24 protein-coding genes are annotated in these 22,421 nt (G+C 39.0%); 13 read left to right on the top strand and 11 right to left on the bottom strand.

The features are described from left to right. Positions 1-21: 21 nt before the first annotated feature. The 4 genes from atpA (at position 22) to ACG9ZL_RS11350 (ending at position 4,392) form a co-directional block, all read left to right on the top strand. Positions 22-1,566: a F0F1 ATP synthase subunit alpha gene (gene atpA / locus ACG9ZL_RS11365; protein ID WP_004723422.1), complete on the top strand. Its 1,545-nt coding sequence runs from the start codon at positions 22-24 to the stop codon at positions 1,564-1,566. Between the two features lie 88 nt (positions 1,567-1,654). Beyond that, entirely contained in the window at positions 1,655-2,524 is an 870-nt protein-coding gene (gene atpG, locus ACG9ZL_RS11360) for a F0F1 ATP synthase subunit gamma (protein WP_004723421.1), read from the top strand. A gap of 26 nt (positions 2,525-2,550) precedes the next feature. Beyond that, a complete protein-coding gene (gene atpD / locus ACG9ZL_RS11355; protein ID WP_004723420.1) occupies positions 2,551-3,945 on the top strand; it encodes a F0F1 ATP synthase subunit beta in 1,395 nt (464 codons plus the stop codon). A gap of 27 nt (positions 3,946-3,972) precedes the next feature. Further along, entirely contained in the window at positions 3,973-4,392 is a 420-nt protein-coding gene (locus ACG9ZL_RS11350; RefSeq protein ID WP_056518359.1) for a F0F1 ATP synthase subunit epsilon, read from the top strand. A gap of 99 nt (positions 4,393-4,491) precedes the next feature. Here ACG9ZL_RS11350 and ACG9ZL_RS11345 read toward each other — a convergent pair whose 3' ends face one another. Then, positions 4,492-5,265: a tRNA(His) guanylyltransferase Thg1 family protein gene (locus ACG9ZL_RS11345; protein WP_419328308.1), complete on the bottom strand. Its 774-nt coding sequence runs from the start codon at positions 5,263-5,265 to the stop codon at positions 4,492-4,494. A gap of 96 nt (positions 5,266-5,361) precedes the next feature. Between ACG9ZL_RS11345 and ACG9ZL_RS11340 the strand changes: the two genes are divergently transcribed. Further along, entirely contained in the window at positions 5,362-5,661 is a 300-nt protein-coding gene (locus ACG9ZL_RS11340; RefSeq protein WP_336953754.1) for a hypothetical protein, read from the top strand. Between the two features lie 5 nt (positions 5,662-5,666). On the opposite strand, the gene ACG9ZL_RS11335 is transcribed toward ACG9ZL_RS11340, so the two are convergent. After that, positions 5,667-6,110 (bottom strand): AAA family ATPase, encoded by a 444-nt coding sequence (locus tag ACG9ZL_RS11335; protein ID WP_419360049.1) that lies wholly within the window; start codon positions 6,108-6,110, stop codon positions 5,667-5,669. A 95-nt stretch (positions 6,111-6,205) separates the two neighbouring features. Between ACG9ZL_RS11335 and ACG9ZL_RS11330 the strand changes: the two genes are divergently transcribed. Continuing rightward, positions 6,206-6,670, top strand: a complete 465-nt coding sequence (locus ACG9ZL_RS11330) for a hypothetical protein (protein ID WP_336953752.1) — start codon at positions 6,206-6,208, stop codon at positions 6,668-6,670. A gap of 21 nt (positions 6,671-6,691) precedes the next feature. Here the strand turns inward: ACG9ZL_RS11330 and ACG9ZL_RS11325 are convergent, their stop codons facing one another. The 5 genes from ACG9ZL_RS11325 to ACG9ZL_RS11305 all read right to left on the bottom strand — a co-directional run bounded on the left by ACG9ZL_RS11325 (position 6,692) and on the right by ACG9ZL_RS11305 (position 10,998). Continuing rightward, positions 6,692-7,306, bottom strand: coding sequence for a PM1805 family lipoprotein (locus tag ACG9ZL_RS11325; protein WP_419360047.1), 615 nt, complete (start codon positions 7,304-7,306; stop codon positions 6,692-6,694). A 282-nt stretch (positions 7,307-7,588) separates the two neighbouring features. After that, positions 7,589-8,134, bottom strand: a complete 546-nt coding sequence (locus tag ACG9ZL_RS11320) for a glutathione peroxidase (RefSeq protein WP_004723411.1) — start codon at positions 8,132-8,134, stop codon at positions 7,589-7,591. Between the two features lie 153 nt (positions 8,135-8,287). Beyond that, positions 8,288-8,812, bottom strand: a complete 525-nt coding sequence (locus ACG9ZL_RS11315; protein ID WP_004823717.1) for a PM1805 family lipoprotein — start codon at positions 8,810-8,812, stop codon at positions 8,288-8,290. A 188-nt stretch (positions 8,813-9,000) separates the two neighbouring features. Then, the gene (locus ACG9ZL_RS11310) at positions 9,001-9,747 is read right to left on the bottom strand and encodes a helix-turn-helix domain-containing protein (RefSeq protein WP_336953749.1); all 747 of its coding nucleotides are present in this window, start codon (positions 9,745-9,747) and stop codon (positions 9,001-9,003) included. 12 nt (positions 9,748-9,759) lie between these two features. Further along, the gene (locus tag ACG9ZL_RS11305) at positions 9,760-10,998 is read right to left on the bottom strand and encodes an MFS transporter (RefSeq protein ID WP_336953858.1); all 1,239 of its coding nucleotides are present in this window, start codon (positions 10,996-10,998) and stop codon (positions 9,760-9,762) included. Positions 10,999-11,147: 149 nt separating this feature from the next. On the opposite strand from ACG9ZL_RS11305, the gene ACG9ZL_RS11300 reads away from it, so the two are divergent. After that, a complete protein-coding gene (locus ACG9ZL_RS11300; protein ID WP_336953748.1) occupies positions 11,148-11,792 on the top strand; it encodes a TetR/AcrR family transcriptional regulator in 645 nt (214 codons plus the stop codon). 141 nt (positions 11,793-11,933) lie between these two features. Further along, positions 11,934-12,827, top strand: coding sequence for a DMT family transporter (locus tag ACG9ZL_RS11295; RefSeq protein ID WP_336953857.1), 894 nt, complete (start codon positions 11,934-11,936; stop codon positions 12,825-12,827). Positions 12,828-13,249: 422 nt separating this feature from the next. Here ACG9ZL_RS11295 and tsaC read toward each other — a convergent pair whose 3' ends face one another. From tsaC to ACG9ZL_RS11280, 3 genes are read right to left on the bottom strand one after another with little or no spacing between them, the layout of a single operon-like run. After that, complete coding sequence (gene tsaC, locus ACG9ZL_RS11290; protein WP_336953747.1) at positions 13,250-13,819, bottom strand: L-threonylcarbamoyladenylate synthase type 1 TsaC; 570 nt, start codon at positions 13,817-13,819, stop codon at positions 13,250-13,252. Positions 13,820-13,865: 46 nt separating this feature from the next. Further along, positions 13,866-14,993, bottom strand: coding sequence for a DNA-processing protein DprA (dprA, locus tag ACG9ZL_RS11285; RefSeq protein ID WP_419360045.1), 1,128 nt, complete (start codon positions 14,991-14,993; stop codon positions 13,866-13,868). Between the two features lie 23 nt (positions 14,994-15,016). After that, the gene (locus ACG9ZL_RS11280; RefSeq protein ID WP_419360044.1) at positions 15,017-16,168 is read right to left on the bottom strand and encodes a LysM peptidoglycan-binding domain-containing protein; all 1,152 of its coding nucleotides are present in this window, start codon (positions 16,166-16,168) and stop codon (positions 15,017-15,019) included. 123 nt (positions 16,169-16,291) lie between these two features. Here ACG9ZL_RS11280 and def point away from each other — a divergent pair, with 123 nt between their 5' ends. The 4 genes from def (at position 16,292) to ACG9ZL_RS11260 (ending at position 19,826) form a co-directional block, all read left to right on the top strand. Beyond that, positions 16,292-16,822, top strand: coding sequence for a peptide deformylase (def, locus tag ACG9ZL_RS11275; RefSeq protein ID WP_004723400.1), 531 nt, complete (start codon positions 16,292-16,294; stop codon positions 16,820-16,822). A 69-nt stretch (positions 16,823-16,891) separates the two neighbouring features. Next, on the top strand, positions 16,892-17,398 hold the full coding sequence (locus ACG9ZL_RS11270) for a DUF2946 family protein (protein ID WP_419360042.1): 507 nt from the start codon (positions 16,892-16,894) through the stop codon (positions 17,396-17,398). Between the two features lie 70 nt (positions 17,399-17,468). Beyond that, positions 17,469-19,541 carry a TonB-dependent copper receptor gene (locus tag ACG9ZL_RS11265; protein ID WP_419360040.1) on the top strand — a complete coding sequence of 691 codons (2,073 nt, stop codon included), beginning with the start codon at positions 17,469-17,471 and terminating at the stop codon, positions 19,539-19,541. A 42-nt stretch (positions 19,542-19,583) separates the two neighbouring features. Then, on the top strand, positions 19,584-19,826 hold the full coding sequence (locus ACG9ZL_RS11260; protein ID WP_056518382.1) for a hypothetical protein: 243 nt from the start codon (positions 19,584-19,586) through the stop codon (positions 19,824-19,826). Between the two features lie 116 nt (positions 19,827-19,942). Here the strand turns inward: ACG9ZL_RS11260 and ACG9ZL_RS11255 are convergent, their stop codons facing one another. Then, complete coding sequence (locus ACG9ZL_RS11255) at positions 19,943-21,151, bottom strand: oxygenase MpaB family protein (protein ID WP_419360038.1); 1,209 nt, start codon at positions 21,149-21,151, stop codon at positions 19,943-19,945. Positions 21,152-21,237: 86 nt separating this feature from the next. Here ACG9ZL_RS11255 and ACG9ZL_RS11250 point away from each other — a divergent pair, with 86 nt between their 5' ends. Beyond that, positions 21,238-21,852 carry a TetR/AcrR family transcriptional regulator gene (locus ACG9ZL_RS11250; protein WP_336953742.1) on the top strand — a complete coding sequence of 205 codons (615 nt, stop codon included), beginning with the start codon at positions 21,238-21,240 and terminating at the stop codon, positions 21,850-21,852. Positions 21,853-22,421 lie beyond the last annotated feature (569 nt).

Genomic DNA, 22,421 nt, shown 5'->3' with positions numbered 1-22,421 from the left:
AAAAGATTGAGGTATAGCGCAATGCAACAACTGAATCCATCCGAGATCAGTGCGCTCATTAAACAGCGTATCGGCGATCTGGACACCAGCGCGACCGCTAAGAACGAAGGGACCATTGTTATGGTTTCCGACGGTATTGTGCGTATTCACGGCCTTGCTGATGCAATGTACGGTGAAATGATCGAATTCGACGGCGGCTTATTTGGTATGGCACTGAACCTAGAACAGGATTCAGTGGGTGCCGTTGTCTTAGGTAACTACTTAAGCCTTCAAGAAGGTCAAAAAGCTCGTTGCACAGGTCGTGTATTAGAAGTTCCGGTTGGTCCAGAACTTTTAGGCCGTGTAGTAGATGCTTTGGGTAACCCGATTGATGGTAAAGGCCCTATTGATGCAAAACTTACTGATGCTGTTGAAAAAGTAGCACCAGGTGTAATTTGGCGTCAATCAGTGGATCAACCTGTACAAACTGGTTATAAATCAGTAGATACAATGATCCCTGTTGGTCGTGGTCAGCGTGAGTTGATCATCGGTGACCGTCAAACTGGTAAAACAGCGATGGCGATCGATGCGATCATTGCTCAAAAACAATCAGGCATTAAGTGTGTATACGTTGCGATTGGTCAAAAACAATCAACAATTGCAAACGTAGTACGTAAGCTTGAAGAAACTGGCGCTATGGCGTACACAACTGTTGTAGCAGCTGCTGCAGCTGATCCTGCAGCAATGCAGTATCTTGCTCCATATGCTGGTTGTACAATGGGCGAGTACTTCCGTGACCGCGGTGAAGACGCACTTATCATTTATGATGACTTGTCTAAACAAGCTGTTGCTTACCGTCAAATTTCATTGCTTCTTCGTCGTCCACCAGGTCGTGAAGCTTATCCAGGTGATGTGTTCTATCTTCATTCACGTCTACTTGAACGTGCTTCTCGTGTATCTGCTGACTATGTTGAGAAATTCACTAATGGTGAAGTTAAAGGCCAAACTGGCTCATTAACTGCATTGCCAATTATTGAAACTCAAGCGGGTGACGTATCTGCATTCGTACCGACAAACGTAATTTCGATTACTGATGGTCAGATCTTCTTAGAAACATCATTATTCAACGCAGGTATTCGTCCTGCTGTGAACGCGGGTATCTCTGTATCGCGTGTTGGTGGTTCTGCTCAAACGAAGATCATCAAAAAATTGTCTGGTGGTATCCGTACTGCTTTGGCGCAATACCGTGAATTGGCAGCATTTGCTCAGTTCGCTTCTGACCTTGATGAAGCAACTCGTAAGCAACTTGAGCATGGTCAACGTGTAACTGAATTAATGAAGCAAAAACAATATGCTCCATATTCAATTGCTGACCAAGCTGTTTCAATTTATGCATCTAACGAAGGCTACATGGCTGACGTTGAAGTGAAGAAAATCGTAGACTTTGATACTGCGTTAATTTCTTACTTCCGTTCAGAACATGCTGCGTTAATGCAAAACATCGATGAAACTGGTAACTACGACAAAGACATCGAAGCTGCAATCAAAGCAGGTATTGAAAGCTTTAAAGCGACTCAAACTTACTAATTTCAATGTATGTTGTTGTTAGTTATGGTTTGGTTCACGGATCAACCTTCGGAAGCTCGAAAGGGCTTTCGAATACTAGGTTAAGCGTATGGCAAATTTAAAAGAAATTCGCGCCAAAGTAGCTAGTATCAAGAGCACGCAAAAGATTACTCGCGCGATGCAAATGGTAGCAGCTTCTAAGATGCGTCGTGCGCAAGAGCGCATGGCTCAGGGCCGTCCGTATGCCGAAAATATGCACCGTGTAATTGCTCATTTGGTCCAAGCGAATCCTGAATACAAACATCGCTATATGGTTGAACGCCCTGTAAAACGCGTTGGCTATATCATTGTTTCTTCAGATCGTGGTCTTGCTGGTGGTTTGAACATTAACTTGTTCAAAAAAGTCGTAAAACACGTACAACAGCAACAAGAGCAGTCAATTGAAGTTCAATTTGCTTTAATTGGTCAAAAAGCGGTTTCGTTTTTTAAAAACTACGGCGGTAAAGTACTTGGCGCAACTACGCAAGTAGGTGATGCTCCAAGTCTTGAACAGTTAACTGGTTCTGTACAGGTGATGTTAGATGCATTTGATAAAGGCGAGTTAGATCGTATTTATCTTGTGTCAAACGGCTTTGTCAATGCCATGACTCAAAACCAAAAAATCGAACAACTTGTTCCTTTAGCTGCGGCTGATACGGACGAGGATCTTAACCGCCAATATGGTTGGGATTATCTATATGAACCAGAAGCTGAAGAGCTTTTAAATGGTTTATTGGTTCGTTACATTGAGTCTATGGTTTATCAAGGTGTGATTGAAAACATCGCATGTGAGCAGTCTGCTCGTATGGTTGCAATGAAAGCTGCAACTGACAACGCAGGTGATCTTATCAAGAGCCTACAACTCATTTATAACAAGCTGCGTCAAGCCGCGATTACTCAGGAAATTTCTGAGATCGTTGGTGGTGCCGCTGCCGTTTAACATTATTTTGAATTGAGGAGACAGCAATGAGTAGCGGTCGTATCATTCAGATCATCGGCGCGGTTATCGACGTCGAGTTTGAACGCAATAGCGTTCCTAAGATCTATGACGCTCTCCAAGTTGACGGTACTGAAACTACTTTAGAAGTTCAGCAACAACTTGGTGATGGTGTAGTTCGTACCATCGCAATGGGATCTACAGAAGGTCTTAAACGTGGTCTAAACGTATCTAATACTGGTGCACCTATTTCTGTACCTGTAGGTACTGCATGTTTAGGTCGTATCATGGACGTTCTTGGTCGCCCAATCGACGAAGCTGGTCCAGTTGCGACTGAAGCGCGTTTGCCGATTCACCGTCAAGCACCTTCTTATGCTGAACAAGCTGCTTCTACTGACCTTTTAGAAACTGGTATTAAAGTCATTGACTTACTTTGCCCGTTTGCTAAAGGTGGTAAAGTTGGTTTATTCGGTGGTGCCGGTGTTGGTAAAACTGTAAACATGATGGAATTGATCAACAACATCGCGAAAGCTCACTCAGGTTTATCTGTGTTTGCTGGTGTTGGTGAGCGTACTCGTGAAGGTAATGACTTTTACCACGAGATGAAAGATTCTAACGTTCTTGACAAAGTAGCAATGGTCTACGGTCAGATGAATGAGCCACCAGGTAACCGTTTACGCGTAGCGTTAACTGGTTTGACCATGGCTGAATACTTCCGTGATGAGAAAGATGAAAACGGTAAAGGCCGTGACGTATTGTTGTTCGTTGACAACATTTACCGTTACACATTGGCTGGTACTGAAGTATCTGCTCTTTTAGGTCGTATGCCATCTGCAGTAGGTTACCAACCGACGCTTGCAGAAGAGATGGGTGTTCTTCAAGAACGTATTACATCGACTAAGTCTGGTTCGATTACATCTATCCAAGCGGTATATGTACCTGCCGATGACTTAACAGATCCATCGCCTGCAACTACATTTGCTCACTTAGATGCAACTGTAGTATTGAGCCGTGACATCGCATCTTCTGGTATTTACCCAGCGATCGACCCACTTGACTCTACTTCACGTCAGTTAGATCCACTTGTTGTTGGTGCTGAGCATTATGAAATTGCACGTTCTGTACAGAACGTATTGCAACGTTATAAAGAGCTTAAAGACATCATCGCAATCTTGGGTATGGACGAGTTAGCAGAAGAAGATAAGTTGATTGTTTACCGTGCGCGTAAAATCCAACGTTTCTTCTCTCAACCGTTCCACGTAGCTGAAGTGTTTACTGGTGCTCCTGGTAAACTTGTACCACTTAAAGAAACAATTCGTGGCTTTAAAGGTCTTCTAGCTGGTGAATACGATCACATCCCAGAACAAGCGTTCTATATGGTTGGTGGTATTGACGAAGTGATCGCTAAAGCCGAGAAGCTTTAATTAGCAACTCTAATTTAGGAGATTCACATGTCGACTATGCAATGTGATGTTGTAAGTGTTAATGAGTCTTTGTACTCAGGCACTGTGACAATGCTTATCGCAAAAGGTGCTGGCGGTGAATTGGGTATCATGCCTGGTCACGCTCCGTTAGTCACCTTACTCAAGCCGGGCGCAATTCGCGTTCTGCTTGAAAACGGTACAGAAGAGTTAATCTATGTATCTGGTGGTGTTCTAGAAGTTCAACCGCATGTTGTTACTGTGCTTGCAGATACTGCAGTTCGTGCTGACAACTTAGATGAAGCTGCAATTCTTGAAGCACGTAAAAATGCTGAACAATTGCTTGCAAATCAAAAAAGCGATTTGGACTCTGCTGCTGCTTTGGCTGCTCTTGCAGAAACTGCTGCTCAGTTGGAAACCATCCGCAAAATCAAAAACCGCGCGCTATAAGACGCAGTTTAAGATTGAAAAACCACCCGCGAGGGTGGTTTTTTTATGCGATTAATTTATGGATGGTTCAAATTTTTAACAACTCATCATGCTAGAAACTTATCCTTGGGGAGTATCCAATAAAAATTGTGTTTGTATAAATTGACTATAATCTTCACCTAAAGTTAATTCATAGTTTTTAAAAATGTGTCGACGAGTTGATACTGTCGACTGTTTAGTTTTCGGATTAAAACCACTTTTTTCAATTTCTGTCCAATATAAACCTGTGCCACGCTTTTGCCATGATGGCAATTCATTGAAGTTAATGTCACGGCTAAAGAGTAAATCATGCTTCTCTTGGCGAGATAATCCTTTTACTTGGTCGGTTGCATTTTTTATATTTTCTCCTTCCTTGCGCAACATCCAATAGCAATGTGCATTGAGTGCGTTGCGATGAGCATCTTCGTGACGCCAACGAAAATAATCTTCAACAGCTTTTGCATTGGGCAGTATACAAATTCGAGCATCAAAAGTTGCTATCTCATCATGTAACACACTGAACTTTGCACTGGCTTCTGCGGCTAAAATAGAAATGATTTTTCGTGTTTTACGATTAAAGCTATCATCTTTTAAATGAAACAGTAAGGAGATTTCATCGCTTTGTGTATAGCCATAAATAATATTAAAGCCACATTGCATTAAGTGAGCTGTTGTTTCGACCATCAAGTCCCTAAAACGGAGGTCAAAGGGCGCTTCAAATTTCCAAATATCTTTGGTGAGTTTGGTAAAGCCACGTCCATCCAAACGCACAACGATATATTGTTCTGGCGGTACACAGAAATCATAAGCTGTTTCATAAACACGTAATCGTGTATCTAGATCATCAAATCTCATGGTTAAACTTCTTCGTTATTCTCATGCTAAAGTTATATTTCATCACTGACTAGTTTTAGCATAATCTAAACAATAAAAAAGGAGATATAGAAGACAATGCACCTCATCGAACAACAAGCGCACTTTTGGGAACTTTATCAAACGCAAGATGACTACTATCTCAGTATTGCTGTAGATATGAGTTCTGTTGTTTCATGTTGGGATATTTATTTAATCGAAGTAGAAATTCTGGCGTATCACAACAAAGGTCGAATTGTGATCGAAGACTTGGCAAATTCAATTGTGGCTGAAACCTATCGTGGAGATTTTTCCAATTTAGCAGCTCGGAAAGTACCTAGAGAAATACAACAACAGATGCAAACCGCATTTAAGACATGGCGGTTGGCTCAAGATTAAATTTTTTATTCAGTTATGACAGTAATTGAAAAGCCATTATTTTCTATTATGTTTACTTTAAACAGCGCATCAAACCCTTCTGAACGATTCGGGACTTCTAATTTATAAAAGGTGGCTTTAACGCCTTTTTCAGCAATATTGGCTTTTCCCTCACGTTGTGCATTACGCTGTAAAGTACTGTCTAAATCCGTTTCAAAATAATATGAAATGACCTTGAAGCCAGCAGTTTTGGCAAGTTGAATATAACGGGCTCGATCGGCTTTACTTATGTTGGTGTTATCTATCAAGATTTTGGTTTTAGAGGCTATAGCAGCTTCAAACAGTATCTTTTCGCGATGGCGTGTTTTTAGCATATCGAGATTGATACGTAGATGTGTATGGTAAAAATACTGTTGATAAAAAGTAGATTTACCCGAAGCTTGTACGCCTGTGAATAAAATCAGTTGCATGAAACACTACAAAAATACGGTTAATCGGCTATTAAATCATGTTCATGAACTTTGCTACAATCCATTCATTGTTGTAGAAAACCAATAAACTTAAAATGAAAAAATTAGTTCAATGTCAGTATTTATTTTCTGTACTTCTACTGAGTGCTGTTTCAGCATGTCAAAGTCAATTTGTCACTAAACCTAATGCACCCACTGAAGCAAGTTTGGTGGCAAATTCAGTGGGAAATGGTTTAGAAACCGAATTAGATATCGATTATGTTGTGGCATTTAAAAATTTGAAAATGGCCTATGGGCAATGTGTTGCGTTTACTGGCGAAAAAGATTTTGTATTTACGGATAATCGACTAGAAAGAGATTTAGAAATGGGAACCTTGTTTACCCGTACAGAGGGTGGGGCGTATTTATCAAAGACCTTGGTGGAATCGATTGGAAAGAATAAAACCCGTTTAACGCTATTTTTGCCCACAAGTTATAAGTCTGCTCAAGCTCGTTTTAAGTTAGATGCTAAACGCGCGCTAGGACTAGACCCATCATGTAATGTCGCAAAGCCAAGCTAAGACTAGTCTGTTCAAATCTAATTAACTCTGCTCAGAGGCTTGTTCTGTATTTGATCTAGGGATTATCATACCTGCGAGTTTAAGCATATCTAATTGGATGGTATTCATTTGTTGTTCGATTTTCTTAAAATCAACTTTTGAAATGTCTAAATCACCGTTTAACAGTGCTGAGTTAAGCACTTGCTTATTGGCCTGTAGCACTTGTTGGCGGATACCATCAATCTCTTGGCTTTTTAAATCTAATGAAATCAATGCTGTGTTAAAGCCTTGTAGTTCACGAGTCAATGTTTTGACAGATTGTTGCAGCTCAGCTTGATTTTGCGATTGTATCGCTTGTTGTAAGTTAGCTTGGCTTTGCTGTAATTTTTCAACATAGTCACCAGTTTTCAGCTGTACGTTGGCAACATCACGTGCGATATAAAACATATTGCCTTGTTTTAAATCTTCAGTAGTTTTTGCTATTGATTGATTATTATTGTTTGAGTCGGATGTATTTTCACTTATTTGCGCAGATTCAATCGCTTGAGCGTCATCTTGTTGCCGTGATTGTTCAGCTGCTTGATTGCAGCCTAGCAGTAACATGCCTGAAATAAAAATAACAAAAGGCAAAGCCGCACCTTGTAAAAGCTTTTTCATCGTTGTCCAAAAGTAATTTAATCTGTTAAGAATTGACTATAATTTGCAAAAGTGTAGAGATTGAGGATTGTTGCAAAGGGCATACAGTCTGTAACTTTAGAGATTCATTTTTACTCAAACAAAAGCAAAAAAAGAGTGCATTTTTAGCACGCCATTGAAGGTTGTTGAAATTTAAAAATTGTGAATAAAGCTAGAGGGAGTTTTGATCGAAAATATAAAATTTTCGATCAAAACTGCAAAACATATAAATTTATTTAAAGCATAGTGCTTTTAATGCTCGATCTATTTTGCTAATTCAGCTTCAATCGCAGATGTAATTCGTGGATCATCAGCAGTGATATCTGGTGCAAAACGTGCCACGATTTCGCCATTTTTACCGATTAAGAATTTTTCAAAGTTCCAAAGGACTTCAGGTTTTGGGTTTGGTGTTAGGCCATAATCGACTAAGTCTTTCCACCAAGGGCCTTCACCAATACGCTCAGGGATTGCATGAATTAAGCTGTCATAAAGTGGATGCTTATCATCACCTGCAACTGAAATTTTAGCAAAAAGTGGGAAGTCGACATTGTACGTTAAAGAGCAAAATTGCTCGATTTCATCATTTGTTCCTGGCTCTTGTGCAAGAAAGTTATTTGCAGGAAAGCCGAGGATTTCTAAACCTTGATCTTTCTTTTCAGTATATAGTTTTTCTAAACCTTCATATTGTGGAGTAAGGCCACATTTAGATGCAACGTTAACGATTAAAAGAACTTTACCTTGATATTGATTCAAGGTCGTCGCTTCACCTTTGATGGTATTGACTGGGATGTCATAAACGGAATTGCTCATAGGGGTATCCTTAAAAATCAAAAGACAGTGATTAGAAATATGTCTAATGTTTTAGCGATATTCCAAGATTTCAGCAAGTTACATTTGTATATAAGTGTAATAAAAAAGCAGATCATACGATCTGCTTTTAAAAACTGTATCAAATTTAATCGATTATGGTGCAGCGTTTGCTTTGGCTTGAAGTGCTTGCATTTCAGTTAACAGGCTTTGTTGTAACTCAGTACCTTTCTTTTGTAGTTCCATGATTTTTTGTGGATCTGGTGAAGTCGCTAAACCAGCTTCAGACATTTCAACGCCTAGGTTATTTGACTCTTTCATTTTGTCACGTACAGATGCAACTTCAGTACTTTTAAGTGCTAAACCATCAAGATCTTTGTTGAAACCGTCCACATAAGTTTTCATTTTATCGACAACACCTTTCAGTGCATCTTTATCACCCTTTTGTGCAGCTTGCATCACTTCTGTTTGGAAGTTCAAAGCTTCTTTAGCTTTCGCTGTAGACATTGTTTGAAGTGCAGTTAAATCGCTTTTGATATCAGCAGTATTGTTGGTACTTAAGGAAACCGCAGCTGCAGCAGGTTTGCTCTCAGTTCCTGAAGCTGAATCAGCTGGTTTTTTATCACATGCAGTTAAAGCAAACGCTGAAGCACATAGTGTAGCTAGTAGTAATTTTTTCATTTATTCGAACCCTTCATTATTTAAAATTCTTATGAATTTGACGGTAATATATACAAATTCAAAAAGTTATATGCTTAATCTAGAGCATAAGATGCAAAATGCACAATTTTAAGGCAATTTTCCATAGTATTTTTGTATATAAACTTATCAATAAAGTGGAAATAGATTGTTTGAAAAATGTCCTAATCTTAAAGATTTCGCATTTGTGCTGGGGTTTGATGGGTATAACGTTTAAAAAACTCAATGAAGCTGGACGTGTGTTGATAGCCGAGATCTAAGCTAATTTTTTTAATTGAGATGCCTTGTTGGATCAATGAAATTGCATAAATAATCTTGGCGCGATTACGCCATTCAGACAGCGAAAGTTTAAGGTGCTCTTGGCTAAGTCTAAGAGCGTGCCGTTCAGTAATTTGGAAAGTATCGAGAATTTCCTGAAGGCTTTGGGGAAAGCGTGTTGTATCTGACAAATGCTCAAGAATGGGCTTGAGTGTTGGATGGTTGGTCTGCGGTAAATAATGCTCATAACACACACTATTTTGGATTTGATCCAGCAACAGTTCTAATAAGTGTTGATAATAGGGAGAGGATGGAATCCCTTGTTTCTGCTGTTCTAAAACCTCTTCAATAGTATGGCGTAAAAAAGGGCGAATACTTAAAGTCTTCGTGCTTTGGGACAAACTTTGACAAAGCCGGGGATGAATACGGATACAGATATAATGCGTCAGTTGATCATCCACAGCAGTACAACAATGTTCGGTTTGCGGTGGAATCCATAAACCATAACTTGGAGGAGATAGATAGGTTTGTTCTGCGACGTTGAGTTCTAGAGTCCCATTTAGACTCAAATTAAAATCACCCCACAAATTTGAATGGGGTGTAACCACATCATGCTTTTGGTAGAAAAATTCTTCTACAGAAATCAGCGCTGAATACATAGTTGAAAAGACTTAACTCTCACATTGGATGGCATTGTTTTCAGCTTTGGGATTATTTAATCCACGACTCAGCGTGAAGATTGAAATAAAGGCCAAAAGAATAAAACTCAATACACTATACAATAAAATGTTGGCATTAAAATGGTCAACAACATAGCCACCGATTAATGCACCTGTTGCAATCATAACTTGGAAGAAACCGACAAATAACGGCATGCCTTTTTCTACAGCTTGTGGGGCATGTAAAAACATCCAAATATTGGCAGTGGTTGGAAATGCGCCAAATGCAAAACCCCAAAGCGCTGTAAGAACAAATGCGCCTGATGTATGTATGGCAAATAAAGGAAAGCCAAAGAATACAACCGCAAAACAGATGGCAACGAATGCAAAGGTATAACGCACATTCAAATTACCGCTATAGCCAGCAAAAGCATTACCAAAGATACCTGCGATACCAAATAATAACAGTAGAGAACTGATGGTAGCGCTGTCAAAGCCTGCTGAATTTTTAAAGAATGGGGTTAGATAGCTATATGATGAAAAATGAGCTAAACCAATCAACAAAATAATAATCAAACCTTGTCTGGCTTTACTGATTCTTAGCAATGCGGGTAAGTCTTTAAAATGAATGGCGGATTCAGGTTTTAAGCTCGGGATAAATTTAATTCCCAACAGTAAAACAACGAAGCCGATGGCGGAAGTAATTCCAAATGATGTTCGCCAGCCATATGCGTCACTTAACCATGTCCCAATCGGTACACCAAGAACAGTAGCTAAAGTCACACCAGCCATGACTGTTGCTGTTGCTTTAGCAATAGGTAAATGGGTTGGCGCTAAACGACCACTTAAGGCAATTGCAGTCGCCCAGAATCCACCAATCGCAAATCCAAGAATAAAACGGCTCAGCAGTAAAATCTCAAAAGTTGATGCAATTGCAGTGATGGCATTGGCAAACACCATCGTTGCAGACAGTGCTAGAAGTAAGTAACGCCGATCTAAATTTTTGACTAGAACGGGAAGTAGTGGTGCTGCTATGGCGGCCATAATTCCTGGGAGGGTGATCATCAAACCTGCTGTACCAACAGATACTTGTAAATCACTGGAAATATTGTTGAGTACCCCAATCGGGAGAAACTCGCTGGTGACCAAAGCAAAAGCGGTAATTGCAACGGTTAATAGCGCCAACCAGCTCCCTTGGCTACTGGGGGGAATCTCAGACGACTGTGGTTCTGAAACTTCTGATTGCATCATATTCATGAAAATATATTCCTGCTGTAAAGCGAAAGTATATGGAGGTGTTTTTTAATTCATTAACGATCGTTATAAAAATAAAATATTTGATTAATTTTGTGTTGTCAATTAATTTAATAGTGTTCGTTATAAAAATATATGTGAAAGTTATGGCTGATTCTGAAAAACATGCTTTAGTCGCTGAAAAACAAGCACCTAAGCGTGGGCGTGGTCGTCCTAAATGTTTTGATGAACAACAAGCGCTACAAAAAGCTATGTTGTTGTTCTGGGAATATGGCTATGAATCCACATCGATGAGCGACTTAACCAAAGCCTTAAATCTTACTGCGCCCAGTATCTATAGTAGTTTTGGTGATAAATCACAGTTGTTTCATGCCTGTTTAGAATACTACTTAAAGCATGAGGCATGCCCTTTGGAGGTGATTTTTCAACAAGCCAAAACGGCAAAAATCGCCATTGAAATTTATTTGTATGAAAACCTTAAAAAACTGGTTCAACAGAATAAACCGACGGGTTGTATGTTGGTTACCGCAACCATGAATTGTTCACAAGAACATGCACCCATTCAGCATGATCTCTTGCTGAAAAGACAACAAGTCAAAGAAAATATTTATCAACGTTTGCAACAGGGTGTCAAAGAAGGTGATTTAAATCCCCACGCCAATATTCAGGCGATGACAGATTATTATTCAACGGTGATTCAAGGTTTAACCATGCAAGCCCGTGATGGGGTGAGTACTGAACAGTTACAAAGTGTAGTGATTTTGGCAATCAAAACTTGGGAATTATTCTAAGTTTAAAACGAATAAAATAGCATTTGTCTGAAAAGCCCTATAGATGTCTGAAATGCCATATTTAAATTTATTCCGACTTCATCGATAATTATTTCCAGATCCTATTCGATAGTCAAGATTATGTATAGCAATTCAAAACCCATGTGGTGGGCAATCAGTTTACCGATTATTGCAGTATTGATTTGGTCAATGAATATTGCAGTGACACGTTATGTTTCGGATTATATTTCGCCTGTCAGTATTAGCTTTTATCGCTGGTTAGTGGCATTTATTATTTTGACTCCATTTATGTTGCCCCAAGTGTGGAAGCAACGTCATTTGGTTAAACAACATTTTATGCAATTTGTGGTGCTGAGTGCTTTTGGTATGTTTTTGTATCAAGGTTTAGCATATAGTGCAGCGCATTACACCACAGCAACCAATATGGGCATTATCAACGCCTTTATTCCGGTATTTACCATTTTTGTTTCGATTCTTATTTTACGTGAAATTCCCAATCGCTTTGCTGTAGTCGGCAGTATCTTGTCCTTTCTCGGTTTGTTATATGTGATTGGCCGAGGGGATTTTAGCAACTTGACTCAATTGGCAGGGCACTCTGGTGATTTGATCATGGTCTTGGCCGTGTTCTTTTATGCTTTTTATGGAGTCTTTCTAAAAAAATGGCAATTGAAAGTCCCATTACTGCTGAGTCTCTATGTGCAAATTGCATTGACCTTAGTCTACCATTTACCGTTTGTAGTTTATTATGGGATTGATGCGATTAACCAAGGTAATGTTGCCAGCGTTTTATATGCAGGTATATTACCTTCTCTTGTTGCACCTTTATTGTGGATGATGGCTGTACAATATCTAGGTCCAAATCGAACCAGCATTTTTATGAATTTAATGCCAGTATTTACTGCAATCATTGCCTACTTTTGGTTGCATGAGGCTTGGACGATGTCGCATACGATTGGTGGTATTGTTATTTTAGTAGGAATAGCATTGGCACAAAAAAAGTCACTTAGTGTCAAAAAAAGTACATTATTGAGTTAAAATTCAAAGTATTTTGAGTGAAAAATGTTCATTTAAAAACTTATTTTTTACGCTTTTTAAGTATTAAATCTGAGCAAAATTTGTTTTTTAATTAGTGATTTATCTATTGAAAATGCAAATAATAAAACAAATTTAAACACTTAGTTTTATTATTGAAATTGACGTTATTTGCAATTCACTAAAATGAACAGATATTGCTCAGAAGAATATATTTGTATTCAAAAAAAAATTATAGGATAATATTTTCATCGTAGCGAATTAAGAATTTCTTAATTAAATTGTTCTACACTGAATTTTTCATACCCTCTGGATGTGTTTAACGCATCCTTTTTTATACTCAGCCAACCCTATATGTGGCTGAGTTTTTTTTGCTTTTTTATTGGCAATATTTAAACTCATGATTGAGTGATATTTTAAAGTGTTTAAGCGCGAATCACTTGTGCAGTGCATGCATCGATTATTTTACTTGGCTCGCCACTTAAACCAAGATCACCATTTAAATAATTCAATTCAGAACCAAAATATTGACTGGCTTGTTGTAAAGACCTTGCAGGTTCCAAACCTGCCGAATTTGCACTGGTCGACACAATAAAACCATTAAAGGCATTACATAAGGCAATACACAAAGGATGATTGGTTACACGAACTGCGACCTGAGCATGCTTGCCTTTAATCCATTGTGGAATTTTATCATCAGCTGGAAGTAGCCAAGTTGTTGCACGTTCTGCTCTAGAGCGTTGTGTCCATGATTGAATGATTTGTTCACGAATAATAGGGTCAATTTCTGTCAATAGATGCTCAACTTGTGAGAGTTGTCCTGCCAATAAAATGACACCTTTCTCTATAGGGCGTTGTTTAAGCCTTAAAATTTCTAAAAAAGCCTGTTCATTGAAAGGATCACAGCCTAACCCCCATACTGCCTCTGTTGGATAAGCCAAGACTTTACCTTGTTGAAGAATTTGTGCAGCTTCAGCAACTGAGGTTGTAATCATCTATGTTTACCTTGCCATTTCGTAGAATAAACTACTATTGTGAACCTTAATAACTGACTCGGCAACGTAAGTACAGCCCAGATTGTTGAATACAGTGACCCAGAAGTTCTAATTCCATGAGATCGCTTGTGAGTTGTGCTATTTTTAAATTTGAACTTTGAGCGAGGGTATCTAAATCTTGTCCAATCCAATCCAGCAACTGATATAGGTTAAATAAATGCTCAGGAATTTGTGGCATTGGGGATTGGGATTCAGGTTGTTGTGCGCAGTGCCATTGGGTTGGAAGTGCTAGATCTTCAACAATCTGTTCTGGATGGTCGACCAGAATAGCACCTTCACGAATGAGTTGATGACATCCTTGATGATGTTCTCCATAAATATGCCCAGGAATTGCAAAAATCACTTTGCCTTGTTCGGCGGCGGCTTGCGCCGTAATCAGTGAACCACTGCCGAGTTGGGCTTCTGCGACAACAACACCTAAGCTTAAACCACTCACGATTCGATTACGATAAGGAAAGTTTCGTTGAATAGGCTGAGTTTCTGGTAAGTATTCAGTTAGGATTGTTCCTGCATGTTGCAAAATTTGCTCTTGTAACTGTCTATTTTGGCTCGGATAAACCAGATCTAAGCCTGTACCGATCACGGCAATAGTTCGATGATGTTTTAGTCCACCTATGTGTGCAGCTTCATCAATTCCCAACGCTAAACCACTGGTAATAAAAAAGCCTTTTTCACTCAGATAGTAAGCAAAATCATAAGCCACTTGTTTTCCATGAGGACTTGCCTTTCGACTACCTACTATGGCGATTTGTGGTTGACTTAGATTTTGGAATGAACCTTTACCAAACAGAATAGGGGGATGATCATGATAAGGCAAAAGTTGTTGAGGGTAATGAGGATCAGTATCTAAAAGAATAAAATCAGTATGATGTTGAATTTTATCGAAGCAAACTTGAAATTTGGATTGCCCAAGCGCAGTGAGAAATTCCTTGGCTCTTTCAAGATGGTTTTTATGAATTTTAGCTTCAGACCAGCGGTTTAAATTTTCAGGTTGCAGTGCTTTTACGATAGAACCAAAATGTGTTTCTAATTTACGAAAAGCGCTGAGCGAATGTTGAACCAAATACCAAAGTCTGATGGCATCATATTGGTCATTGGATATTTGCTTCAACATATTTAAATCACATCATGAAAAACTTAATTGTCTGCAATTGCAGGCGGTTTAATTTCAGCACCCATTTTAATAGGTAAATTACTTTCCAAAATATAGGCATAGCTGAGGTGATCAAAACTCTTAAAGATCATCAGTGTACCAATTTTTTGACTTGGTAGCTTCACCGACTCTTTGGTTTTTGGGTCACGGACTGTTTCACCTTGTTGGTAAATACTAAAGACCTGTCCAGGTTTAGCACCTTGTAAGCTCCCACGGTCAATGGTGACTACACTATATTGCGCTGCTGTACCAATTGAACCTTGTACACGAACCACTTTACCGCCACTGGTGACTTCATTGGTGGTGGTTGGATAGAACAAACTTGGTAATTCGGCATCATAGCTTGGCAGGACATAATCGCCCTTACGCACTTCAGCATTATAACTTTTGGTTAACTCAAGAGTGGTTACATCATTTTCACCAGCCGCCGCAGTTGCAGAAGCAACCTCAGTTAATTCCATGCCCGCATTAAACTTTTTGCCTTCAGCATTGAGGAAAGTATAAGGTTTGCCTTCACGATAGATCCCATAACGTTGACCCACGACTAAGCCATTTCCACGCGCATAAACGGTTTGTCCTGCACCCGTAATCACACGATTATCAGCAGCACCGATGGTATAAGGAATGTTCTGTAAAGATTCAGGATTGACTACAATACTGTGTTCTAACCACGGTTGAATATCTGATAATGGAATCACTGAAATCGCATTATTTAAGGATTCAACGCGTATTTGAGGGCGTAAAGATGTCCCACCTTGATGACGACGGATAATTCCATCACAACCATCACCTTCATCTACACCAATCAGTGGGCGACCATCTAGAGTACACAACAATAATTTATCGCCAGGATAAATCCAATGTGGATTTTTAACATGCTTATTGCTTGCCCAGATTTCAGGCCAGCGCCAAGGCTTGCTTAAAAATTTCCCCGCAATATCCCATAACGTATCACCACGTTTCACCACATAGACATTGGGTGCGCTGGATTTCAGTGCAGGTGGATTGGTGTTTGGACTTGCGTGTGTGATTTCCATGTAAGTGAATCCTGCACTTAAACATAGTGTCACAGCAAGTAATTGTTTCTTGAACCCCTTGGCATGAAAGTTCGTTATGCCAGTTAAAACCTTTTTCATTATCATAATTCCTAAAATTATGTCTCTATATGCGTTATAATACGCATATTACACACATTTTTTTAATGAAGCATATTCTTCATTTAGTTTTAAGATCAATGGCATAGCAACAGAGGGTACAGTATGGCCTTATTACCTATTTTAAGTTTTCCTGATCCCCGTTTACGCACCATTGCAAAACCTGTCGATGTGGTAACTGATGAAATTCGCCAGTTAGCAGCAGACATGTTTGAAACCATGTATGAAGCGCCAGGTATTGGTCTGGCTGCTACACAGGTCGATCAGCATATTCAGCTTATCGTAATGGATCTGTCTGAAGACAAAGACCAACCTATGGTGTTCATTAACCCCAAAATAACACCGCTTACAGAAGAAACCTTATCTTATGAGGAAGGCTGTCTTTCTGTTCCTCAAATATACGATAAAGTTGAGCGTCCGTCACGAGTTAAAATTGAAGCAATTAACCTTGAAGGTCAAGCTTTTGAAGTCGAAGCGGATGATCTATTGGCGGTATGTATTCAACATGAAATGGATCACTTAAACGGTAAATTATTTGTGGATTACTTATCCCCTTTAAAGCGTCAACGTGCGCGTGAAAAAGTGGAAAAAGTGGTTCGTCAGCGTGAAAAGCAAAAAGTTCCAGCAAAACGTTGATCTGAGTCAGTTGAATTTTAAAAACTTTTAAAATTTTCCTGCAATACAAAGCCCAATTTTGTTTGGGCTTTGTTATACTCTGGCTCGAAAAATGTTGAGACGAACGTTTTGTTGAGAATAGGTTTACTGCTCGGTTTTACCGCAGTTTTTTTACAGATTGCTGTATTTTTACAGCCTTTGCTACCGAAGCAATATCAAATTGCGCCGGTCTGTGAAACTATTACTCAAGCTTTAGTACAAAGTCATTTCTACGAAAAGCATCAACATAGCACCCATCATCAACATCATTCTGCATCTTCTACACATGAAGCTGCCAGTCATGACCATCTAGTGGCCCATGCTGAGCATGCAGCGCCAGAGCAACCAAGTTCACATCATCATGATGCGGGTCACCAGTGCCAATACTGTACAGTCTATGGCAATTTGGTTTTACCTCCTGAACTTGAAGTCAAAGAAATATTAGATCGTATTCAAGTGCGACTGGTTGCATTTCAAAAAGCATTTCGACATGTCTATTTTGTATTGCAACGTTTATTTTTACTTCCTCAAGGGCGAGCCCCGCCACTTTTCGCATAAATCAAAAACTTAATTTTTAGGGTCTTCATTGACTCCAGCCTTGTTTAATTTATGATTTAAGAGAAAGAAAATGGCTCAACCTCAATTCTTTTTACAGCCTTTAGCGGCTGCGGTTTGTGTTGCTTGTTATTCTACAGTGACGTTTGCACACGATCAGGAACATGCAGCTCAACTTGCTCCAATCGTGGTTACAGCACAGTTAAATAATGATGCCAATGGTTTGATTATTCATGCTGATCCAAAACAGCCGATTCAACCTGTACCTGCCACAGATGGTGCTGATTATTTGCAAAGTATTGCAGGCTTTAATTCGATTAAAAGCGGTGGAACCAATGGAGATGTCACATTCCGCGGCATGTTTGGTTCACGGATTAAAATTTTAACAGATGGTACCGAAAATCTAGGTGCATGTCCTGCACGCATGGATGCACCTACGTCGTATATTCAACCTGAAAGTTTTGACCGTATTTCGGTGGTAAAAGGGCCTCAGACAGTCCAATATGCCAATACTGGTTCAGCAGCCACGGTGATTTTTGAACGTCAAAAACCAACCTTAACAGATGATAAAAATTATCAAGGTCAAGCCAGTGTTTTAGCTGGTTCTTTTGGACGTTTGGATCACAATATTGAAGCTGTTGTAGGTGACAGTAAAAAGTATATGCGTATCAATGCCAATCGTTCTGAGTCAAACAGCTATGAGGATGGTGATGGCAACAAAGTACCTTCTTCTTGGGAACGTTGGAATACTGATTTAGCCTTAGGCTGGACACCCGATGAAGATACGTGGGTTGAACTGACAGGTGGTAAAGCCGATGGTGAGGCTGAATACGCAGGCCGAACCATGGATGGTTCTCAATTTGTACGTGAAAGCTTAGGCTTACGTGTTGAAAAGAAGAATTTAAGCCCTGTGATTAAAAAACTCGAAGGGCAAGTGGACTATAGTTATAACGACCATATTATGGATAACTTTAGTTTACGTACTCCACCAATGACACATGATATGAATACACATCAAATGGTGTCGAATCCAATGGCAATGCAGGTGACACGCCGTACTTTAAATAGTCGTTTAGCTATGACCAGTGAATGGGATAAGCTCAGTTTAATTACTGGGGTGGATTCTCAGCTGAACAAACATGGTGGCAGTATGTCATCACCCACCATGCCATCCATGAATGTTGCATTTAGAGAGGATATGCGCTTCCAATCTTATGGTGCTTTCGGAGAAATGACCTATCGATTCAATGATGCTTATAAATTGGTGACAGGTGCACGAATTGATCAAGTTAAAATTGATGCATTAAAACTGAATGATCAACGTAAAGAAACTTTGCCAAGTGCATTTATTCGTTTAGAAAATCAATATCCTGAACATAATGCCAAATCTTATATTGGTTTAGGTTATGTGGAACGGGTTCCAGATTATTGGGAGCTATTCAGTACTGCACATGGTAATACTGGTATGTCTAAACCGACGTTTAATGATCTAAATACTGAAAAAACTTTACAGTTGGATCTCGGTTATCAATACCAACATGATGCATTGAGTGTATGGACATCAGCATATGCAGGGCTGATTAATGACTTTATTTTATTGAGTTATCATAATCATCCAAAAGCTGGAATGGGTGGGCATGATCACGGTTCTTCATTCAGTGCTGGGGCAAAAAATGTCGATGCAACTATCGCGGGTGCTGAAGCGGGGATCGGTTATCAATTTACTGATGCGATTCAAGCGGATTTAAGTGCAATGTATGCATGGGGCGAAAATACTGATACACATAAACCATTGCCACAAATTGCGCCTTTAGAAGGTCGTTTGAATTTACGTTATGTTCAAGATAAATATTCTTTAGGTTTATTATGGCGTGCAGTGGCGAAACAAGATCGTATTAGCTTAAATCAAGGTAATATTGTCGGTTACGACACTGGTGAAAGTAAAAGCTTTACCACCTTGGCATTGAATGCGTCATATAACATTCAAAAAGATCTAAATCTTGCTGTTGGTGTCGACAATGTCTTAGATAAAACCTATACCGAGCATTTAAACAAATTGGGTGTAGGTGCGGATGGTCAAGTCGGTACTCAACAATTTAATAATACAGGGCGTAATTATTGGGCTCGTATTAGCATGAAATTTTAATTGATTTAAAACTGAATTTTTACAGAAATATGAGGATGTTCTATGAGTAATGACAGTAATAAGTTGTCACCTGAAAAATCGTTTTGGGGATGGAAATTGCTGATAATCGCAATTATTTTAAGCTGTATTTTTATGGGAATCTTCTATTTGGCGATTACCAACGAGCCTGACTATATGCCAAGCCAAAAACAGAATGCAGCTCAGCAACATGATATGTCTAAGATGAGTCATGAAAGTATGCCAAACATGGATCATTCGGCTTCTGAAGCAACACATTCTCATTGATGAATGGGTAATGTGACGCGAAGTCATGTAATGTGAAACAAGGGGAGGCCAATTGGCTTCCCCTTGTTTTTTCGAGTGTTTCTATTTGATGATAAAGTGCGTTTGCTGGATAGATCTTACTGATGCATACTCGCTAACTGTTTCCCCGCATTTTGATAAAGTTTGAGTGCATATTCTTGTTCTGCACGACCATTCTGTTGCAAATATTGATCCAGTTTGTCGATATGTTTAGCACCACGGTAGAGCAGGGTGTTTTTTGCAATTAAATAAAGCGGATACCAAGCCAAAGTACGTGGCTTGAGTCCTAGGTTTTTCATTTTACGTTGCCCAATAAAAAACTGAGTAATATCCAAATGATTTTGATAGGCCTTTTTTTGCAAAAAGGAATTGAAGTGTTTGTAGTGTCGTTCAAAAGGCTCTTTGGATAAGCTGATGGCTAAAGCTTTGCTACTTTCATCGGCCTTGGGGTGGGCATAATTCATCCATTGCAGTAGTTTCCATGCGTCAGACTCTTTGCTGACTAGCCATTTTTCATCTACTCCCATTAACCAGCCTGTATATTTCCAAAAATGCATGATGGCTTCTGATTCGATTTTGCTTGGAAAAATACCAATGGCTCTGACACCGAGAAGTAACACCGCACTAAATGCGATATTGGTCATGGCTTGATCATATTGATTGATCGGCGCTCCCCAAATATCGTTATCCCAGTCTTTGGATTTATTGAGTTGATGCCGTACCAGCGAATGAATAAAACGCACATAAATGGTTGAAGTAAAACCATTATTAAAACGAGAGAAACTATCTTGTTGATTGACATCAAGCCACCATTTGTGGGTTTCAGCTAAGCGTTTCCCCGCATATTTATGTAAAGCACCCGTCATAATTAACGGTTGATTAAAACCTGGGTATTGATAACCCGTCATTAAAGCCACATCGCGTAAAATAAAAGTGCCATTTGTCCCTAAGCGATGGGTAAATTTGATTGCCGTTTCAATTTTAGCTGGATCAAGCCAAGTCGGCGCTTGTTCAACCATTTTAAAAAAATCACTTAATTCAGAGATATCATTGGGAAGTTTATCCAAACCTTGATACAGGGCTGTTTCAAAAAGTTTTCTATTTTGTCTTGGATTAGTCATTACCCAATCCATAACTTTATCCATCGCGATATCACCAGTCTGTAAGGCACGATTGAGTGAAAGATATTCGTCATAACTGGGTTGTAGCTGCTGGTCTGTAAAATAATAAAAAAGCTTAGACTTCATATTTGTTTGTGCCATGGTCTCAAATGAGGCAAGGCGTTGTGGCTTAATTAATGTTTGCATTTTGAGCATGACCTGATTATTGTTTAGTCAAACTCTAATATGAATAATTATTCGCATTCAATTCGCATTTTGGAGTAAACCGCAAGATGAGAAAACAACCACAACAACAACGTGCTCGAAATGTCGTAGATAGTATCTTGGAAGCAACTCAATTATGTGTTGCTGAATATGGCTTAATCAATGTCACCACACCCAAAATTTCAGAAAAATCAGGTGTCAGTGTTGGTTCTATCTATCAGTATTTTGGCAACAAAGAAGAAATTATTCAGGAGCTTTTAAGTCGTAAAAGTGAGCAGTTGGGACTTGCACTGAAACACATTGCGATTAGCCAAGAAGGATTGAGCTTAGAAGAAATTATTCCACTTAGTATTCAATTCGGTTTTGACATGATGAAAGCTGATGGTGGTTTTTTTATTGAAGTGTTGAAACATTGGCATGGTTATAACAATTCAGAAGCAGCAAAAGTGCTAGAAAAGCATTTCTATGAAGTGGGATTGTATGTATTTAGCCGTTTTTTTAATCATTGGAGTTTTGAAGTACTTAAAAATAAATCCTTTGTGATTATCAATAGTACGCTTTTTACAATGATGCGTTATGTCAGTCATAATAATTTTCTAATTTCAGAACAGCAGCTCAAAAAAGAATTAACTTTGATGATTCTGGCTTATTTAGAGCAAGGCGCCAGCCCTAATCCGCTTTAAGATAGTCTTTAATGGTGGTAAGGATCCATAGATTGTACTTGATCTATATAGACATACATCCAAATACAACTAAAGCTTGGTTTTATAGAACCCATTTTATAGAGTTGGTTTTATAGAGTGAGTTTTATAGTGTTGGTTTTAGCGAGTCTAATTGTTTGAGTTGGGGCAGAACATTGATCTATTTATCGGGAATTGTTGGATGCTTCTATTTAATAATAAAACTGATCTATCTCCTTATATAGATTTTAATCGCCGTATCTCTATTAAATTGTATTTATAACAATGCTAGGGGCATACAAGAGGCCGTTTTACTTGTTTTAGCGAATATATGATGGGGGTATTGGTTTTTTTATTGCTGTGTTTTTATGCAAAAAAGCAGATTTTTAAAGAAAAAATGCTGTTTTAGAGGAATAAATAAGCAAGTGATAGAAAAAATGAAAAATAATTAAAAAAAGGGGTTGTGTTGGTTTGTGAATGCTGTAGAATGCACATCCATCGGCGGTGATGTTAAATAAAACTTCTGATAAATCAGGCACTTGATTGAGTTGTTAAGATTTCGAATTGAGATT

The sequence above is a fragment of the Acinetobacter legionensis genome, assembly GCF_048551735.1.
Classification (GTDB): domain Bacteria; phylum Pseudomonadota; class Gammaproteobacteria; order Pseudomonadales; family Moraxellaceae; genus Acinetobacter.
This window is presented reverse-complemented; position numbering and strand designations above follow the sequence as displayed.

What these genes read in the sequence shown, in the direction of transcription:
- atpA (WP_004723422.1), top strand. Translation starts at nt 22, where the DNA reads ATGCAACAACTGAATCCATCCGAGATCAGTGCGCTCATTAAACAGCGT.
- atpG (WP_004723421.1), top strand. Translation starts at nt 1,655, where the DNA reads ATGGCAAATTTAAAAGAAATTCGCGCCAAAGTAGCTAGTATCAAGAGC.
- atpD (WP_004723420.1), top strand. Translation starts at nt 2,551, where the DNA reads ATGAGTAGCGGTCGTATCATTCAGATCATCGGCGCGGTTATCGACGTC.
- ACG9ZL_RS11350 (WP_056518359.1), top strand. Translation starts at nt 3,973, where the DNA reads ATGTCGACTATGCAATGTGATGTTGTAAGTGTTAATGAGTCTTTGTAC.
- ACG9ZL_RS11345 (WP_419328308.1), bottom strand. Translation starts at nt 5,265, where the DNA reads ATGAGATTTGATGATCTAGATACACGATTACGTGTTTATGAAACAGCT.
- ACG9ZL_RS11340 (WP_336953754.1), top strand. Translation starts at nt 5,362, where the DNA reads ATGCACCTCATCGAACAACAAGCGCACTTTTGGGAACTTTATCAAACG.
- ACG9ZL_RS11335 (WP_419360049.1), bottom strand. Translation starts at nt 6,110, where the DNA reads ATGCAACTGATTTTATTCACAGGCGTACAAGCTTCGGGTAAATCTACT.
- ACG9ZL_RS11330 (WP_336953752.1), top strand. Translation starts at nt 6,206, where the DNA reads ATGAAAAAATTAGTTCAATGTCAGTATTTATTTTCTGTACTTCTACTG.
- ACG9ZL_RS11325 (WP_419360047.1), bottom strand. Translation starts at nt 7,306, where the DNA reads ATGAAAAAGCTTTTACAAGGTGCGGCTTTGCCTTTTGTTATTTTTATT.
- ACG9ZL_RS11320 (WP_004723411.1), bottom strand. Translation starts at nt 8,134, where the DNA reads ATGAGCAATTCCGTTTATGACATCCCAGTCAATACCATCAAAGGTGAA.
- ACG9ZL_RS11315 (WP_004823717.1), bottom strand. Translation starts at nt 8,812, where the DNA reads ATGAAAAAATTACTACTAGCTACACTATGTGCTTCAGCGTTTGCTTTA.
- ACG9ZL_RS11310 (WP_336953749.1), bottom strand. Translation starts at nt 9,747, where the DNA reads ATGTATTCAGCGCTGATTTCTGTAGAAGAATTTTTCTACCAAAAGCAT.
- ACG9ZL_RS11305 (WP_336953858.1), bottom strand. Translation starts at nt 10,998, where the DNA reads ATGATGCAATCAGAAGTTTCAGAACCACAGTCGTCTGAGATTCCCCCC.
- ACG9ZL_RS11300 (WP_336953748.1), top strand. Translation starts at nt 11,148, where the DNA reads ATGGCTGATTCTGAAAAACATGCTTTAGTCGCTGAAAAACAAGCACCT.
- ACG9ZL_RS11295 (WP_336953857.1), top strand. Translation starts at nt 11,934, where the DNA reads ATGTGGTGGGCAATCAGTTTACCGATTATTGCAGTATTGATTTGGTCA.
- tsaC (WP_336953747.1), bottom strand. Translation starts at nt 13,819, where the DNA reads ATGATTACAACCTCAGTTGCTGAAGCTGCACAAATTCTTCAACAAGGT.
- dprA (WP_419360045.1), bottom strand. Translation starts at nt 14,993, where the DNA reads ATGTTGAAGCAAATATCCAATGACCAATATGATGCCATCAGACTTTGG.
- ACG9ZL_RS11280 (WP_419360044.1), bottom strand. Translation starts at nt 16,168, where the DNA reads ATGAAAAAGGTTTTAACTGGCATAACGAACTTTCATGCCAAGGGGTTC.
- def (WP_004723400.1), top strand. Translation starts at nt 16,292, where the DNA reads ATGGCCTTATTACCTATTTTAAGTTTTCCTGATCCCCGTTTACGCACC.
- ACG9ZL_RS11265 (WP_419360040.1), top strand. Translation starts at nt 17,469, where the DNA reads ATGGCTCAACCTCAATTCTTTTTACAGCCTTTAGCGGCTGCGGTTTGT.
- ACG9ZL_RS11260 (WP_056518382.1), top strand. Translation starts at nt 19,584, where the DNA reads ATGAGTAATGACAGTAATAAGTTGTCACCTGAAAAATCGTTTTGGGGA.
- ACG9ZL_RS11255 (WP_419360038.1), bottom strand. Translation starts at nt 21,151, where the DNA reads ATGCAAACATTAATTAAGCCACAACGCCTTGCCTCATTTGAGACCATG.
- ACG9ZL_RS11250 (WP_336953742.1), top strand. Translation starts at nt 21,238, where the DNA reads ATGAGAAAACAACCACAACAACAACGTGCTCGAAATGTCGTAGATAGT.